Source organism: Paractinoplanes atraurantiacus (genome assembly GCF_900215205.1).
GTDB lineage: Bacteria > Actinomycetota > Actinomycetes > Mycobacteriales > Micromonosporaceae > Actinoplanes > Actinoplanes atraurantiacus.
This window is the reverse complement of record NZ_OBDY01000002.1, coordinates 445115-460123: the sequence shown is the minus strand read 5'-3', so window position 1 is coordinate 460123 and position 15009 is coordinate 445115. Positions and strand designations below refer to the sequence as shown.

Annotated in this window: 15 protein-coding genes; 8 read left to right on the top strand and 7 right to left on the bottom strand. The window is 68.7% G+C overall.

What is annotated here, in order from left to right; genetic code table 11:
- Positions 1 to 130: 130 nt before the first annotated feature.
- Positions 131 to 610 (top strand): AbrB/MazE/SpoVT family DNA-binding domain-containing protein, encoded by a 480-nt coding sequence (locus CRP55_RS08665; protein ID WP_143234475.1) that lies wholly within the window; start codon positions 131 to 133, stop codon positions 608 to 610.
- A complete protein-coding gene (locus CRP55_RS08660) occupies positions 610 to 1644 on the top strand; it encodes a tyrosine-type recombinase/integrase (RefSeq protein WP_097319142.1) in 1035 nt (344 codons plus the stop codon). The genes CRP55_RS08665 and CRP55_RS08660 overlap by 1 nt, the downstream gene beginning before the upstream one ends.
- Before the next feature lie 89 nt (positions 1645 to 1733).
- Here the strand turns inward: CRP55_RS08660 and CRP55_RS08655 are convergent, their stop codons facing one another.
- Together CRP55_RS08655 and CRP55_RS08650 are read right to left on the bottom strand one after the other, a co-directional pair.
- Positions 1734 to 2135, bottom strand: a complete 402-nt coding sequence (locus CRP55_RS08655; RefSeq protein ID WP_097319141.1) for a helix-turn-helix domain-containing protein — start codon at positions 2133 to 2135, stop codon at positions 1734 to 1736.
- A 234-nt stretch (positions 2136 to 2369) separates the two neighbouring features.
- Positions 2370 to 3452: a hypothetical protein gene (locus CRP55_RS08650; protein WP_097319140.1), complete on the bottom strand. Its 1083-nt coding sequence runs from the start codon at positions 3450 to 3452 to the stop codon at positions 2370 to 2372.
- Between the two features lie 440 nt (positions 3453 to 3892).
- Here CRP55_RS08650 and CRP55_RS08645 point away from each other — a divergent pair, with 440 nt between their 5' ends.
- Positions 3893 to 4216 carry an AbrB/MazE/SpoVT family DNA-binding domain-containing protein gene (locus tag CRP55_RS08645; protein ID WP_143234473.1) on the top strand — a complete coding sequence of 108 codons (324 nt, stop codon included), beginning with the start codon at positions 3893 to 3895 and terminating at the stop codon, positions 4214 to 4216.
- Positions 4213 to 5310: a site-specific integrase gene (locus CRP55_RS08640; RefSeq protein WP_097319138.1), complete on the top strand. Its 1098-nt coding sequence runs from the start codon at positions 4213 to 4215 to the stop codon at positions 5308 to 5310. Before CRP55_RS08645 ends, CRP55_RS08640 begins: the two co-directional genes overlap by 4 nt.
- Before the next feature lie 33 nt (positions 5311 to 5343).
- Here CRP55_RS08640 and CRP55_RS08635 read toward each other — a convergent pair whose 3' ends face one another.
- On the bottom strand, positions 5344 to 6978 hold the full coding sequence (locus CRP55_RS08635) for a methyl-accepting chemotaxis protein (protein ID WP_097319243.1): 1635 nt from the start codon (positions 6976 to 6978) through the stop codon (positions 5344 to 5346).
- A gap of 210 nt (positions 6979 to 7188) precedes the next feature.
- Between CRP55_RS08635 and CRP55_RS08630 the strand changes: the two genes are divergently transcribed.
- Both CRP55_RS08630 and CRP55_RS08625 read left to right on the top strand, forming a co-directional pair.
- The gene (locus CRP55_RS08630) at positions 7189 to 7437 is read left to right on the top strand and encodes a hypothetical protein (RefSeq protein ID WP_143234471.1); all 249 of its coding nucleotides are present in this window, start codon (positions 7189 to 7191) and stop codon (positions 7435 to 7437) included.
- A 99-nt stretch (positions 7438 to 7536) separates the two neighbouring features.
- Complete coding sequence (locus tag CRP55_RS08625; RefSeq protein WP_097319136.1) at positions 7537 to 8826, top strand: ArsB/NhaD family transporter; 1290 nt, start codon at positions 7537 to 7539, stop codon at positions 8824 to 8826.
- On the opposite strand, the gene CRP55_RS08620 is transcribed toward CRP55_RS08625, so the two are convergent.
- The 4 genes from CRP55_RS08620 to CRP55_RS08605 all read right to left on the bottom strand — a co-directional run bounded on the left by CRP55_RS08620 (position 8823) and on the right by CRP55_RS08605 (position 12236).
- The gene (locus CRP55_RS08620) at positions 8823 to 9269 is read right to left on the bottom strand and encodes a CBS domain-containing protein (protein WP_097319135.1); all 447 of its coding nucleotides are present in this window, start codon (positions 9267 to 9269) and stop codon (positions 8823 to 8825) included. The genes CRP55_RS08625 and CRP55_RS08620 overlap by 4 nt on opposite strands.
- A gap of 42 nt (positions 9270 to 9311) precedes the next feature.
- Positions 9312 to 10526, bottom strand: coding sequence for a cation:proton antiporter (locus CRP55_RS08615; protein WP_097319134.1), 1215 nt, complete (start codon positions 10524 to 10526; stop codon positions 9312 to 9314).
- Position 10527: 1 nt separating this feature from the next.
- The gene (gene nhaA / locus CRP55_RS08610; protein ID WP_097319133.1) at positions 10528 to 11811 is read right to left on the bottom strand and encodes a Na+/H+ antiporter NhaA; all 1284 of its coding nucleotides are present in this window, start codon (positions 11809 to 11811) and stop codon (positions 10528 to 10530) included.
- Positions 11812 to 11876: 65 nt separating this feature from the next.
- Positions 11877 to 12236, bottom strand: coding sequence for a hypothetical protein (locus CRP55_RS08605; RefSeq protein ID WP_143234469.1), 360 nt, complete (start codon positions 12234 to 12236; stop codon positions 11877 to 11879).
- A 189-nt stretch (positions 12237 to 12425) separates the two neighbouring features.
- Between CRP55_RS08605 and CRP55_RS08600 the strand changes: the two genes are divergently transcribed.
- Both CRP55_RS08600 and CRP55_RS08595 read left to right on the top strand, forming a co-directional pair.
- Positions 12426 to 13319: an ABC transporter ATP-binding protein gene (locus CRP55_RS08600; protein WP_097319131.1), complete on the top strand. Its 894-nt coding sequence runs from the start codon at positions 12426 to 12428 to the stop codon at positions 13317 to 13319.
- The gene (locus CRP55_RS08595) at positions 13316 to 14923 is read left to right on the top strand and encodes an ABC transporter permease (protein WP_097319130.1); all 1608 of its coding nucleotides are present in this window, start codon (positions 13316 to 13318) and stop codon (positions 14921 to 14923) included. Before CRP55_RS08600 ends, CRP55_RS08595 begins: the two co-directional genes overlap by 4 nt.
- Positions 14924 to 15009: the final 86 nt, after the last annotated feature.

The following is a 15009-nucleotide window of genomic DNA, read 5'->3' as shown; positions in this document are numbered from 1 at the left end:
TGGGCTCCGGACACAACCTCATCGCATCCGTGCGTTATTCAACGTAATGGTGGTCAGGCATGCCTGACCACCACAAACACTCATCAGTGGCATGGTCAAAACCGGTCATCCCGGTTCGGCGGTGGACGCCATGACCGACCACACTCCCCCGGCGGTCATACCGCCGGTCATCCCCACTCGCCGCACAGAGGCGCCGTCCTGGAATCAGCGCGGCGCCCTGGCCGCGCGCCCTCCTCTACCGCTGTTGAAGCTGTCGACGAAGCGGATCGGCACGGCCGTGTACGGCCTGTGCACCCTGGACGCCGGCGGTCGCATCGCCGACAAGGCGATCCTCACTGCTCTGGGCTGGGAGCCGCAGCAGCGTTTGGAGATCCGGGTCAGCCGTGGCCTGGTCGGCATCTACGCCGACAGCCGGGGCATCTTCACGGTGAAATCCAACCGTCTCCTGTATCTGCCTCTCGCTGCCCGGCGGTGGTGCGAGCTCGGGGCAGGAAGCCGGGTGCTGCTGGCCGCCTATCCGGAGGGTGGCCTGCTGCTGGTACATCCGCCCACCGTGCTGGATGAGGTTGTCGCTCAGGTCTTCGACTCGGTGTGGGGAGCTGAGGGCTGATGGGCGAGCCAACTCTCGATCAATCCACCGTCGAGGCCGCACGGATGCTGTTGGAACGCATGGGTATCTCGCCCAGCGATCTGGTGGCCGGCGCACCGGTGCGCCCCACGGCTCCAACGTTCGCCGATTACGTGCCCATTGTCTCGGCCTCGGTGACGCCTGGCCTGCGCAAGGCGTACGGGACGTACTGGAACCGGGCCGTCGAGCGCTGGGGTGACCGGCGCATCGATCAGATCAACCCGTCGGAGATCCGTTCCCTGATCGCCGACGTCAAGGCCAACCGCGTGCAGCGACGCAACGGCCGCGGCGGCCGCAGCGCCGAGGAGCACGTCATCTCCTCGCTGCGATGCCTATACCGGCGAGCGACCGCTGACGGCTTCATCACCGAGGCAGAGAATTCGGCGCTGAAGGTCGCGAAGCCGAAGCGGTTAACCTCCACCCGCCGAGCACTTCCCGACAGCCGCCTGTCCGAGATTTACGAGGTGGCGGTTAGCAGCGGTGATGATCCTGAACTCGACGGCTTGCTGATTCGGCTGCATGTCGAGACCGCGTGCCGTCGGGGTGGGGCGCTGGCGTTGCGTCCGGTCGACCTGGATGAGAAGCAGTGCCTGATCTTGCTGCGAGAGAAAGGCGGGACGTTCCGGTGGCAGCCCGTGTCGCCGACGCTCATGGGCTATCTGCACGCACATGCCCTGGAACGAAAGGCGCCGCCGAACGCACAGCTGCTGCGGTACCGCAACGGTGAGCCGATCACGTACCGGCGCTACGACCACCTGTGGGTGCGACTCGGGCTCCGGCTGCCCTGGGTCGCGACCCAGCAGATCAGCGCGCATTGGCTGCGGCACACAACGATCACCTGGGTCGAGCGGAACTTCGGCTACGCGGTCGCGCGCGCCTACGCCGGGCACGCCGAGACGACCGGCAGCGACGTCGGCGCCACCGCGGGCTACGTGAAGGCGAGCATGCACGAACTCGCGAACGCGTTGGCGGCGTTGACGGGCGAGGCGCATCCGCTCGGGTCCGCGCCGCGATAGGACGACGTTGGGACGGCCGGCCCGCGTGGTTGGCCGGCCGTCCACGCGGGCCGGACACGCCAAAGTACGACCGACTTCGCCTCGTCCGGTTATCCGCGGCGATGCGCCGGGATAGCGCGGTCGCGCGCAACGCGCCGCTTGATCCGCTCCAGCTCACCGTCGACCCGACGATCCAGAGGCTCAACCTCATGCCTTTTCAGAAGTGCCAGCAGCTGGCTGTGCGTGAAGGAGCGGCGCCGGGCAAGGTGCACGTGCTCCACGCGTTCAGTGCGGCATTCGTCAGCAAGCCATCGCGACGAAACACCGAGAAGCTTCGCCGCCTCGTCGACGGTGTACTTCAGCTTTTGCGCGGGAGCAGGCGACGAAGTCAGGCCAGTCATCATCGCGCTGTTCGCAAGGCACGCTCGCAAGAACTTTTCGAGATCGCTGATGCCGAGCTCGGCCGCGAGTTTGTGAACGCTCTCGTCGCGCCGACGTTCGCGGTTTTCCAACAGATCACCTTTGATAGTGGGACCGGATCACGTCATGGCCCAACGATCGACGAACTAGAATGGTTGCTGGTCAGGCACCCACCCTGACCCCCACACTGCCAGTGTGGTGCGCTGACTTCCGATCGCCAACGGCCGCACCCGTCACATGGATCTTACGGCGCGCAGGCACGTACGGCCGAGGCAGCGCCTCCACTCCTCCGGCCGGGTGAAGGCGCAGCACCTCAAGGCGTTTGCTCAGTCCTTCGGCCGGAGTGGCTTTCGGAGAGCCTGGGCGCGGACCTTCACGCGGAACTCTTCGTCGATTCGCGCCTCCTCGTGTTTGACCTCGGGCTCGGAATCTTCGTCGTTGTCTGCGCAATGTTCGGCGTACAGGAGGCGGCATCCACGGATGCCGGCCGTCAGCGATTCGAGCAAGCTCGGCGCCGGCCGGGCGACTTCCAGCACGGTGATATCGATGAACGGCGACGGGGAGTCCAGCGCGTACTTGACGAACTGCGCCATTTTGATGGTCGCGATGGTGCCGTGGGCGAGAAGGCGGGCTTCGCTGATCATGTCGACGGCGACATCATGCACGGACTCGCCGGTCTCGAGTCGTTGGAGGAGTTCGTTCGCAGCCGCGTACTCGCCTGGCTGAATGTTGTCGGCCTCCGCGAGCACTTTGCGGGTGGGAATGCGGGCCATACGGGCGACGACGTCGGCGGCCGTTTTGAGCCAGTGGGCGGCGGCTACAGCGGCCGCGGTGGGCTCGACGGTGAGGATTCGGGTGAGGTCTACCAGGGCGTCCTGGGTTAGTAGGTCGTTGGCGGCGGTGATGTGGGCTTGCAGCGCGTCCGGGGTGCTCAGCAATGCTGCTTGGGCGGCCCGGCCGCTCAAGTCGCCGCTGGTGGCTTGGACGACGGACTCGATCTCCTCTGTGAGGTCGGCGATGACCGCTTGCTTGAACTGCTCGTCGCCGATGTCGGCCACCGCTCGTCCGGCGGCGTGCGCGATTTCCAGGAGCGGGTCGTAGTGGCTGTGGACCTGACCGGTCTCGTCGGGGAGGTCCGGACGTTCGACAGCGGCGGCCGCGCGTTTGAATCTGGCCCTCGACAGCCGACAACGTGGGCCGGCTGTCGGGGCTGTCTCGGCGTCGGATTGGCTGGTGTAGTGGAACCACAGCACCTGCGACAGCCACGTCAGTCTTTCGGCCGCAGCGAGTTGCTCCTCAGGCTCTGCCGTCGCCGGGAACTGCGCGACGGTGGCCGCCCGGTCGCCGAGGGCTGTTGGCCACATGCTGATCAGGGTGCGGTTTCGATCGTCTACGGCATATCGCGTCATCCGCGAACCTCCCGGGAGAAACGGAGGGCGCGATCGCCACGGTCGGCCCCGCCTCGAACGCTGGTGCCTACTCGCAGCGGAGCCCCATGACACTGATCGCGCTTGGACAGGCCCATGCTGCCGCTCGATCCCTGGGGCCCGGAAGTTGTCCGCCGTTGTCTCCAGTTGTCCCGCCGCCCAAGGATGCCGGCAGCGGCCTGTGAAAAGCGAGTCGAGGCAAGCCGATGGGGTTAACGGCGGACAACCTCAGACAACTGCCGGCCGGCCGGTGCAGCGGGTTTTCTTGTCGGATGGATCGCAACCGTAATGATCCACCGGCGGCCCGCAGCTCGAGCCGAGTCGCGCCAGCGTCCCAACGAGGGTCTCGCGATGTCGCCGCTTCGGCCGTTGCCGCGCTGCCGCTTCCGGGACTTGTCAGACCAACACGGATGCAGTCGACAGTGCACTACGCGTTGACCGCCTGCGATCGGCAAGGTCGTCTCGCCGATCGGTCGGCAATCAACGCCCTGGGCTGGGAACCTCATCAGCGCGTCGCGATCGAGGTAGGCGCCCAGCGGATCCTTGTCCAGCCAGACGACAGCGCCAGGCAGGCTCTCACTAGGGAAGGATTTCTCCGGTTGCCCGCAGCGGTTCGGCATCGCTATGGCATGCGCGCCGGCGATCGGCTTCTGCTGGCGGCCGTTCCGGATCAGAACGCTCTTCTCATCTGCTTCGCCGCCATCTTGGACGACCTGCTGGCGCAAGCGTTCGGGAGTCTCGTGTGAGCGTCTCAGAGCCTTCCGCCGGCTCGGAGCTGCATGCTGTCCGGCTTCTGCTCGACCGGCTCGGTCTAACGCCCGAGCAGTTGTTCACCCAGACGCCACGACCAACCGCCGTGCCCACCTTCGACGAGTACATCGCGAAGGTCTCGATGGCCGTCTCCGACGGAACGCGCCGCCTCTACGACACGTATTGGCGGAAGATCGGCGCCGAATGGGGAAGCCGCCGCATCGACGAGCCCACCCCACTCGAGATCAAGCAGCTCGCCGAGCGTGTCAAGCAGAACGTCGTAATTCGTCGCAACACGCGCGGCGGCCGCAGTGCGGCGGAGCACCTCATCTCGGCCATCCGCTGCCTCTACCAGCAGGCGGTGGCCGATCGGCTCATCAGCGCGGCAGACGATCCTGCCGCTCGCGTGCCGAAGCCACGGCGTCTGGCCAGCACCCGCCGTGCTCTGCCCGATGGCCGGCTCGCCGAGATCGTCGAGGTTCCTGGATCGACGGGTAACGACCCGCATTTGGACGCCCTGATCCTGCGACTGCACCTCGAAACAGCGTGCCGGCGCGGTGGCGCCCTCGCGCTGCGGCTTACAGATCTTGACCCGGCTCAGAGCTTGATTCGCCTGCGGGAGAAGGGCGAAACCGTTCGCTGGCAGCCCGTCACTCCGACTTTGATGCAGGCGCTGCTGGACCATTGCAGCGATCGAGGCGGACACGAACCAACCGATCAGGTTCTGCGCTACCGCAACGGGCGGCCGATTACCCGGAGACGCTACGACTACCTCTGGGAGCGCCTTGGCCGACATTTGCCCTGGGTGGCCACTCAGCAGGTCAGCATCCACTGGCTGCGCCACACGACCTTGACCTGGGTCGAACGCCACTTCGGCTATGCGGTTGCCCGCGCCTACGCCGGCCACAACACCGGCCGCGACATCGGTGTCACCGCCACCTATGTGCGCGCCGACATTCAGGAAGTGGCCGAAGCCCTCGCTGCTCTGACCGGTGAGCCGCATCCACTTGGCCGCAGCGCCGACTCGGCCAGCGGGGAAATCATGGTTCCCGAGGGTTCCTCGATGGTCAGTGGCCCAGGCGCGAACTGACGGGCGAGCGAACTCGCGTTATGGACTGCCCGGCTACAGGCGGAACGTTGACACCAGGCTGCTCAGTTCGGTCGACATCCGGGCCAGCTCCGCGTTGGCTTGCTGCGTCTCGGCCACGCCCTGGCTCGTCATCCGGGCCGCCTCGGCCACACCGGTGATGTTCTGCGCGATCTCGCCAGTGCCGCCGGACGCCTCGGCCACGCTGCGGTTCATCTCGGCCGTGGTCGCGGTCTGCTCCTCCACCGCCGACGCGATGGTCGTCTGGAACTCGCTGATCCGCCCGATCACCAGAGAGATCTCCTCGATCGCCGCCACCGCGCCGCTGGTGTCGGCCTGGATCGCCTCGACCCGCCGGGAGATGTCCTCGGTCGCCCGCGCGGTCTCCTGAGCCAGGTCCTTCACCTCGGAGGCGACCACCGCGAAGCCCTTGCCCATCTCACCGGCCCGCGCCGCCTCGATCGTCGCGTTCAGCGCCAGCAGGTTCGTCTGCTCCGCGATCGCCGTGATCGTCTTGATGACGTTGCCGATCTCGGCCGACGAATCCCCGAGCTTGTTCATCGTCGCCGACGTCGCCGCCGTCACGGTGACCGCCTCCGAGGCGACCCGCGCCGCCTCCGCCGCGTTCTGCGAGATCTCCCGGATCGACGCGCCCATCTCCTCGCTACCGGCCGACACAGTCTCCACACTGCGCGACACCTGCTCGGCGGCGGCCGACACCGCCTGCGCCTGCACCGAGGCCTGCTCGGCCGACGCCGCGATCTGCGCCGACGTGCCGGTCATCTGCTCCGACGCCCCCGCCAGCGAAGCGGCCGAACCCTCGATGGTCGCGATCGTTGTGCGCAGCCGCCCCATCGCGGCGTCCAGCGAACGGCCCATCCGGCCCGGCTCATCGCGGGTGTCCAGGCCGGTGGTGCGGGTCAGATCGCCGTCGGCGAGGCCGTCACAGACGTACGTGACCCTGGTCAGCGATTGCACAATCTTGCGGGCCACCAGGAAACCGAGCAGCAGAGCCAGCGCCAGCCCGATGACCAAGACGATGATCGAGGTGGTACGGCTGGACTCGTAGCCCGACCTGGCACTGCCGGCGTTGTTGGCCGCGTCGGCGGTCTCGAGTTCGTCGAGGGTGGTGAGCTGCTCGTAGATCGAGTTCAGGAGCGGTAGTGTCTCGTTCGCACGGACCGAGATCCAGGTCTTCAGATCGTTCTTTTCGCCGGCGGGCAGCAGTTTGCTGGTGACCAGTCCCGTGTAGGTGTTCCAGGTCTTCTCCAGCTGGTCGATCAGGTCGGTGCTCGCCGCCGGCATGCTGTTGCGGTACGCCGTCAGCGCCGTCTGGGCGTCGGCGATGTCGGCCTTGACGTCGTCGGTGAACGTCTTCGTCGTCTCCGGGGTCAGTGACAGCGCCTGATTCGCCGCGTCGGACCGGGTCTTGGTCATGATGAACTTCATCTGACCGATCGCCTTGATGCTGGCGACGTTGGTGCGATAGATCAGCTGAGCGGAGTCGCTGGCCCGGCTGAGCGAGACCAGGCCGACGATGCCGACGATCAGCGCTACCAGGGCCGCGGTCGCGACTGATGCGATCACCTTCGCGCTGACGCTCAGGTCGGCGAGGGACGTTCGGCGAGGCGCGCCGTCGGAGGGCACACCGATCCCGGTGGAAAGGCTCATCGAGCTCATGGTCTCCTCTTCCGGATGATCGGAATCAGGGCTTGTGGCAGGCCACCGCCGACTTCACTATGCGAGTGTTCGAGGCTGGTGTTCGGCGCATTCGACAAATTCGTCGCGGCCAGTACGGTTTGTCATCGACCTCGGCCGGCCGTGCCAGGCGGTCTGCCGAGATTCCGTGCCACGTCAGCTGCTGGTGGCTAGCGTGGGGCTGTGGCAGTCGACCGGGCACACCAGCTCGCCGTGCTCATGCAGGTCAGAGCCGCGGTCTCGGCGGCCTTCGGTGATCTACAGGTGATCCTCCTGCGCGAGCTCGCGGCCCGGCTGAGGGCCGGCGACGATCAGGCCGATCGGTCGCTGCCCGTCGAAGCGACGACCGACCAACTCGAGGCGGCTGTCCGCGAGGCGCAAGCCGGTCTCGACAAAGTCAGGCGCAACGACCCTTCCTCGGAGAACCCCTGACCCCGCGCTGCTCCGGCGGCGGCTGCTAGGTTGATCTCGGGTGTGCCGGGAAGTCTGGTCGGCGGTCGATGACGTCTGGACGGGAACCGGGGGCACGCGGTGAGCACGATCGCCTGGGTCGCGGTGGTGGTGTTCGCCGGCGCCTACGTGCTGATCGCCACCGAGAAGATCAACCGGGTCGCCGTGGCCTTGGGCGGCGCGGCGATCATGTTGGCACTGGGCGCCACCGACGCCGAGCACGCGTTCTTCTCCGAAGACGCCGGCATCGACTGGAACGTCATCTTCCTGCTGCTCGGCATGATGCTCATCGTCGGCGTGCTCAAACGCACCGGCCTGTTCGAGTTCGTGGCGATCTGGTCGGCCAAGAAGGCCCGCGCCCGCCCGTTCCCCATCATGGTCATCCTGGTCGTCGTCACCGGCGTCGTCTCGGCCGCGCTCGACAACGTCACCACCGTGCTGCTGGTCGCCCCGGTCACCCTGCTCGTGTGCGACCGCCTCGGCGTACCACCGATCCCATTCCTGATCGCCGAGGTCTTCGCCTCCAACATCGGCGGCGCCGGAACCCTGGTCGGCGACCCGCCCAACATCATCATCGCCAGCCGCTCCGGGCTGACCTTCAACGAATTCCTCAGCGTGCTCGCGCCGTTCGTGCTCATCGTCCTGGTCGTTCTGCTGGCCCTGTGCCGGATTATGTTCCGCACGGCTTTCCGGTACGACGCCGAACGCGCCGCCAAGGTGATGGCGCTGCGGGAGCGCGACGCCATCCGCGACCCCCGCCTGGCCGTGCTCAGCCTCAGTGTGCTCGGCGCCGTGCTCGTGGCGTTCACCCTGCACACCGTCCTCGGGCTCGAGCCCTCCGTCGTGGCGCTGCTCGGCGGGCTACTGCTGCTCGCCCTCTCCCGCGTCGACGCCAACGAGGTGGCCCGCGAGGTCGAATGGCCGACGCTCATCTTCTTCGCCGGCCTGTTCGTCATGGTCGGCGCCCTGGTCGCCACCGGCGTCATCGACGAACTCGCCCACGCTGCCACCGGCGCCGTCGAAGGCAAGCTCTGGCCCGCCACGCTTCTGCTGCTCTGGGCGTCGGCCGGGCTCTCGGCGATCGTCGACAACATTCCATACGTCGCCACGATGAGCCCCATCGTCAGCGAACTGGTCGACGCCTCCGGCGGCAACGACCACGCCCAGGTCCTCTGGTGGGCCCTGGCCATCGGCGCCGACCTCGGCGGCAACGCCACCGCCGTCGGCGCCTCGGCCAACGTCGTCGTCCTCGGCCTCGCCCAGCGCGCCGGCCACCGGATCACCTTCTGGGGCTTCACCAAGTACGGGCTGATCGTCACCGCGATCTCGGTGGCGCTCGCCGTGCCCTACCTCTGGCTGAGGTTCTTCTAGGTTCCCAGCATCCGGTCGAGCAGCCCGTCAAGAGTGATCACACCGGTCATCACGCCGGACTCGTCGACCACCGCGACCAGCGGCACGTTGGACCGGGCCATCACCGACGCCACCTCGAGAACCGTCGCGTCGCCGCGCACCGCGGGAAGCTCCGGGCGCTTCTTCGGCAACAGGTCGGCCACCGTGCGGTCGCCGATGCCGTCGAGGATGACGTCGGCCGCGCCCTCGTCGATCACACGGGCCAGCGCCGGATCGTCCTGGCAGTACGACGGCAGCGCCATCCGCAGCACCTGCGTACCGGCCAGTACGGTCAGTGGCCGCCCCCGGCCGTCGACCACGACCAGTCCCGGCAGGTCCTGCGCGGCCAGCACCCGCACGGCCTCACGGGCCGGGAGATCCTCGCCCACCGTGCTCATCGAGATCGCCACGTCGCGCGCGTGCACATCCGCCTCCTCACACCGGAACTCACGATACGCGGGCGCGCCTCAGCGGGGCTTCGCCGAGCGGATGGTGCGGCGCAGCACCCCGTGCCAGGCCGGCACGTCCGCCTCGTCGTCGAAGAACCGCGCGACCACCACGTCGGTCGAGGAGTGCAGCACGATCGACAGGACGATGGTCAGCGCGACCAGATGGAAGATCTCGTCGGCGGCGGTGATGCCGGACTCGAGCACGAGCAGCCCGTAGACGACCGAGGCGAAGCCCTTCGGGCCGAACCACATCGCCGCCGCCTGTTCCTTGACGTCCAGGCCGGAACGCAGGAACGACAGCCACAGCGCGACGGGCCGCGCTACGAAGATGGCCAGGACCGCGAACACCCACCCGGTCCAGGAGATCTCGGCGAGGAACTCCAGCGAGATCAGCGCACCGAAGACCAGCAGGGCGGCGAGTTTGAACAGTTCGGCGATGTTCTCACCGAAGTGCTCGAACGCCGCCCGTTGCCGTGGTCCGAAGGTCGCCACCGTGATGCCGGCCGCGAACGCCGCCAGGAACAGGTTCGCGTGCGACACCTGGGCCACTGCCAGGACCAGCAAGCCGATCGCGAATCCGTTGAGCGGCTCGTAAGCCGGCGACGCGGAGAAGAACCGGCTGCGCTCGAGCAGGATCGCCGCTACTGGGATCATCACTCCGATCAGCAGGCCCAGGAAGATCTCCAGTGCCAGCTCACCCAGATGCAGGTCGCCGGAGCCCGAGGCCACGGCCAGGAAGACGATCACGAACGGCAGCGCCAGCCCGTCGTTGACCCCGGACTCGACGTTGAGCAGGTGCCGCAGCCGGGCCGGGACCTTGTCGTTGCCGACCAGTGCGGACGCGAACACCGGGTCGGTCGGCGCGAGGATCGCCCCGATCAGCAGCGACTCCGCCCATCCGAGCCCGACCAGATAATGGGCGGCGACCGCCGTCACCAGCAGGGTGAGCGGCAATCCCCAGCCGAGAGCGCGGCCGGGGAGCTGCCACGCGGAGCGCAGGTCGGCCCAGCCGACACGCATGCCGTCGGTGAACAGCACCGCAAACAGCGCCAGTTCCGCCAGCGTGGACACGATCGGTGAGTCCGCCTGGACGTCGATGACGCCTGTCGTCTCGGGACCGAGCACGAAACCGGCGACCAGGAACAGCACGGCGGTGGACAGAATCGTCCGCTTCGCCAGCGCCGACACCAGGACGGCGATCAACAGGACTAACGCGAAAGCGAGAAGCAGCATGTCAGCCCTGGTAGACGTCGGGGATGTCGTCGCGGTTGCTGTCGACCTGCTCGGCCTCGTACATCCGCCGGTAGGTGCGGTTGCGCAGGCGCAGGACGACGGTGGCGAGCAGGGCCGCGGCGAGTGAGCCGGCGAGTACGGCGACCTTGACGTGGGCGTCGCGCTCGGTGCCCGCACCGAAGGCGAGCTCGCCGATGAGCAGGGAGACGGTGAAGCCGATGCCGGCCAGCACGGCCAGGCCGGTCACGTCGATCCAGGCCAGGCCCGCGTCGATCCGGGCTCGGGTGAAACGGGCGGTCAGCCAGGTCGCGGCCACGATGCCGATCGGTTTGCCGAGGATCAGACCGGCCATGACGCCGATCGCCACCGGGTCGGTCAGCGCCGAGGAAAGCCCGTCGAGGCCGCCGATCGTCACCCCGGCCGACATCAACGCGAAGATCGGCACGGCGACGCCGGCCGACAGCGGCCGGAAGCGGTGTTCGAAGTGCTCGGCCAGCCCTGGCCCGTCGCCGCCGTCGCGGCGCAGCACCGGCACGGCGAAGCCGAGCAGCACCCCGGCCACGGTGGCGTGCACCCCGGAGGCGTGCATCAGCGCCCACGTCGCGAAGGCCAGCGGCAACAACAGCCACCAGGCCCGGACCCGGCGCTGCACCAACACCGCGAACAGGGCCAGCGGCACCAGCATGCCCAACAGCGGCCGCACCGACAGATGATCGGTGTAGAACACCGCGATGATCCCGATGGCCAGCAGATCGTCGACCACCGCGAGGGTCAGCAGGAACGTGCGCAGCGCCGACGGCAGCCACCGGCCGACGACCGCGAGCACCGCCAGCGCGAACGCGATGTCGGTGGCCGTCGGGACCGCCCACCCCTCAGTGGCGCCGCCGGCGTTGACGACCAGGTAGATCAGGGCGGGTACGAGCACACCACCCAACGCGGCCGCGACCGGCACCGCGGCCCGCCGCGGATCCCGCAGATCACCGGCGACGAACTCCCGTTTGAGCTCGAGACCGGCCACGAAGAAGAAGATCGCCAACAGCCCGTCGGCCGACCATTTGCCCAGGGACAGGTCGAGGTGCAAAGCCTCGGGACCGACAGTGAAATTGAGTAGCGCCTCGTAGCGGTCGGCCCACGGCGAGTTGGCCCAGATCAGAGCGATCACCGCGCCGGCCAGCAGCAGAACTCCGCCGATGGTCTCCTTGCGCAGGATGTCGGCGATCCGCCTCGCCTCAGGCCAGGACCCTCGGCCGAAGATGGTGGGCACGCGCTGCGGCGGCTGTGTCACAGGAATCCTTTCGGGGTCGGTTCAGCCCATCGCCGACCAGGCTTCCCGGCACACCGCGTCCCACCCTACCGGTAGTTCGAGCCCGGCGCGGCGTGGGCGAGACTCCGGTATCCGGCGCCCAGTGCCACCGCGAACACGATCACCGGTGTGTACGACCAGGGGTCGACTCCGGACTCCCGCCCGAGGACGGCCCCGAACACCACCACAGCCATCAGACACATTGCCACACGCGCCTGCCAGCGGGTGAACAGCGCGCTGAGCAGACCGACGACGATGGCCAGAACAACGGCACGGCCGGCCGGGCGCCCCGGCGAGACGACCACGATCTCGGCGAACGAGACCAACGTCAATCCCGTCGCCCCCGCCATAGTTTCCCTGATCAAGGCGGCGCCGGCTTCGGTAGTCGTCTCCCAGGTGCTTCTCATGCGGATCGTCCTGTCGGCGGAAAGGGCCGTACCGGCCACCACGTCAGTCCACTCCGGTCTATGTCATCCGCGCAAGCGAGAGCGGACCGGCTTCCACCTTCGTGCCCCCTGGGAGTACGGTGAGCAGCAGGTGTGCCGGGAAGCCTGGTCGGCGGTCATTCATCCACGCCGACCGGAAGGCCTCCCACGATGACCGATATTGCGCTGCGCGCTGTTCACCTCACCAAACGATACGGCCGCCTCACCGCGCTCGATGACCTGAACCTGGACGTCATCCGGGGCGAGGTGTTCGGTTTCCTCGGGCCCAACGGAGCCGGCAAGTCGACCACGATCCGGCTGCTGCTCGGCCTGGCCCGGCCCAGCAGCGGGCACGCCGAGGTGTTCGGCGTCGCTGCCGCCGACGTGACGCGGGCGCACCGCTTGCTGGCCTACGTGCCGGCCGATGTGGCGCTGTGGCCCCACATGACCGGCGCCGAGATCCTGCACCTGCAAGCCCGCACGGGACCCGGCACCGACCTGGCCTACCGCGACGAGCTCGTCGACCGGTTCGAGCTCGACCCTTCGAAGCCGGCCCGCACGTATTCGACCGGCAACCGGCAGAAGGTCGCCCTGATCGCCGCCTTCGCCACCCGGGCGCCCCTGCTGGTGCTCGACGAGCCCACCAGCGGACTCGACCCGCTGATGGAGCGCGAGTTCCGCACCGCTGTTCGCAGCGCCCGCGACCGCGGCCAGACGGTGTTCCTCAGCTCTCACCAACTCGCCGAGGTGGAGGCCGTCTGCGACCGGGTCGCCATCCTGCGCGCCGGCCACCTCGCTGACGTCGCCACCATGAGCGGGCTGCGGGCCCTGCACCGGTCCGAGGTCACCGTCTCGTACACCGGTCCCGCCCCGGCGCTGGCCGTCGTGCCGGGCGTGGAGGCGATCACGGAGACCGGCGAAGGACAGTTGCGCTTCACCCTGACCGGCCCGCCCGCGCCCGCCCTGCGGTCGCTCGCGGCGGCCGGCGTCACCGCGCTGGCCGTACGGGAGCCCAGTCTCGAGGAAGTGTTCCTCGACTACTACGGGACGGAGAACGGCCGATGACCAGCGTCGCCGTGGCCGGCCGGCCCGGCCGGGCGGTGTCCCAGCTGGCCATCCGGCAGATCCGGCGCGGCGGCCTCATCGTCGCCGTTCTGGCCGGCGGCATGACCGCGATCGTCGCGGCCACCTTCGACCAGGTGATGGCCGACCCGGCCGCCGCCGGCAGCCTGCAAGCGCTGGCCTCCAACCCGGCCATCCGCACTCTGTTCGGCGATCCGATCGGTCTCGACACCGCCGGCGGGTTCACCGTGTGGCGAGTCGGCACGGTCACCACCGTGCTGCTGGGTGCGTGGGCGATCCTCGCGACCACCCGCACCACCCGCGGCGAGGAGGAAGGTGGCCGGTGGGACCTCCTGCTGTCCGGCCGCATCACGCTCACCGGCGCACTGGCCCGGCACCTGGCCGCCGTGATGGCCATCGCGGTCGCCACCGCCGTCGGGATCACCGGCGCGCTGATCGCGTCCGGCACCCCGGCACCTGGGGCGCTGATCCACGGGATGGGCACCGGACTGGCCGGGTTGTTCTTCGGCGCGACCGCGGCGCTCGCCGCGCAGATCTTCCCCACCCGCACACCGGCCACCGGCACCGCGGTCGCCGTCCTCGCCGTCACGCTGCTGGCCCGCATGATCGGCGACGGTGTTCCCGCCCTGGGCTGGCTGCGCTGGCTGTCCCCGTTCGGGCTGATGGCACTGTCCGAGCCCTACGTGCACAACCGTGCCGTACCGTTGCTGGTCCTGCTCGCCGCCGCAGCGACGGTGACCGTGGCGGTGCCGCTGGCTGCGGCCCGGCGTGACGTTCGCGGCGGGCTCGTCGCCCCGCCGACCGGACGCCCGGCCCGTCTGCGCCTACTCGACAACGTCGAAGCCTTCGCGATCCGCAGGGTGCTGCGGCCACTGACCGGCTGGGCCCTCGGAATCGGCGCGTACTTCCTGCTCATCGGCCTGACCGCGACGTCGGTGACGGAATTCCTGGCCGGCAACCCCGCCCTGGCCGGCCAGGCAGCTGAGGCGGGATTCGCCGATCTCGGCAGCGTCGCCGGGTTCGCCGCGACGCTGTTCGCGCTGCTCGCCATGCCCGTCGGCGGCTTCGCCACCGTCCGGCTGAGCGCCTTCGTCGCGGCCGAGACCGACCAGCGGCTGGCCCTGCTTGCCGCCCAGCCGATCAGCCGGGCCCGGCTGCTGGGCGCGGAGACCGCCGCCACGGCGGCCGCCGCCGTCCTTCTGATCAGCGTCGCCGGGCTCACCACCTGGGCCGGCGTCGCCCTGACAGGCGGCCACCTCGCCCTGACGGCGGCACTGCACGGCGTGTGGAACACCTTCCCGGTCGTCCTGCTCAGCCTCGGCGCTGCCGTCCTCGCCACCGGCTGGGCACCCCGCTGGACCGGCGTCCTCGGCGCGCTACCCGCCATCGGCGGATTCCTGCTGCTCGTCATCGCCGACAGCGTCGCCGCGCCGGCATGGGTGAAGAGCCTTTCCCCGTACTCGCACCTCGCACCTGTGCCACTGGCCGGCGCCGACTGGGCCGCCACCGCCGTCATGCTCGCCCTGACAGCTGTCCTGACCGTCGCCGGTCTCGCCGGATACCGACAGCGGGACCTACGGTCCTGACAGCGACGCCACAGCGATCTTCGTCGCTTCCGCCTGTTCCCAATGGCAAGGGACCAGTACGGTGCTCGCAGGTGTGCCGGGAAGCC

What these genes read in the sequence shown, in the direction of transcription:
- CRP55_RS08615 (WP_097319134.1), bottom strand. Translation starts at nt 10,526, where the DNA reads ATGCTGCTTCTCGCTTTCGCGTTAGTCCTGTTGATCGCCGTCCTGGTG.
- CRP55_RS08660 (WP_097319142.1), top strand. Translation starts at nt 610, where the DNA reads ATGGGCGAGCCAACTCTCGATCAATCCACCGTCGAGGCCGCACGGATG.
- CRP55_RS08665 (WP_143234475.1), top strand. Translation starts at nt 131, where the DNA reads ATGACCGACCACACTCCCCCGGCGGTCATACCGCCGGTCATCCCCACT.
- CRP55_RS08605 (WP_143234469.1), bottom strand. Translation starts at nt 12,236, where the DNA reads ATGAGAAGCACCTGGGAGACGACTACCGAAGCCGGCGCCGCCTTGATC.
- CRP55_RS08595 (WP_097319130.1), top strand. Translation starts at nt 13,316, where the DNA reads ATGACCAGCGTCGCCGTGGCCGGCCGGCCCGGCCGGGCGGTGTCCCAG.
- CRP55_RS08635 (WP_097319243.1), bottom strand. Translation starts at nt 6,978, where the DNA reads ATGAGCCTTTCCACCGGGATCGGTGTGCCCTCCGACGGCGCGCCTCGC.
- CRP55_RS08650 (WP_097319140.1), bottom strand. Translation starts at nt 3,452, where the DNA reads ATGACGCGATATGCCGTAGACGATCGAAACCGCACCCTGATCAGCATG.
- CRP55_RS08600 (WP_097319131.1), top strand. Translation starts at nt 12,426, where the DNA reads ATGACCGATATTGCGCTGCGCGCTGTTCACCTCACCAAACGATACGGC.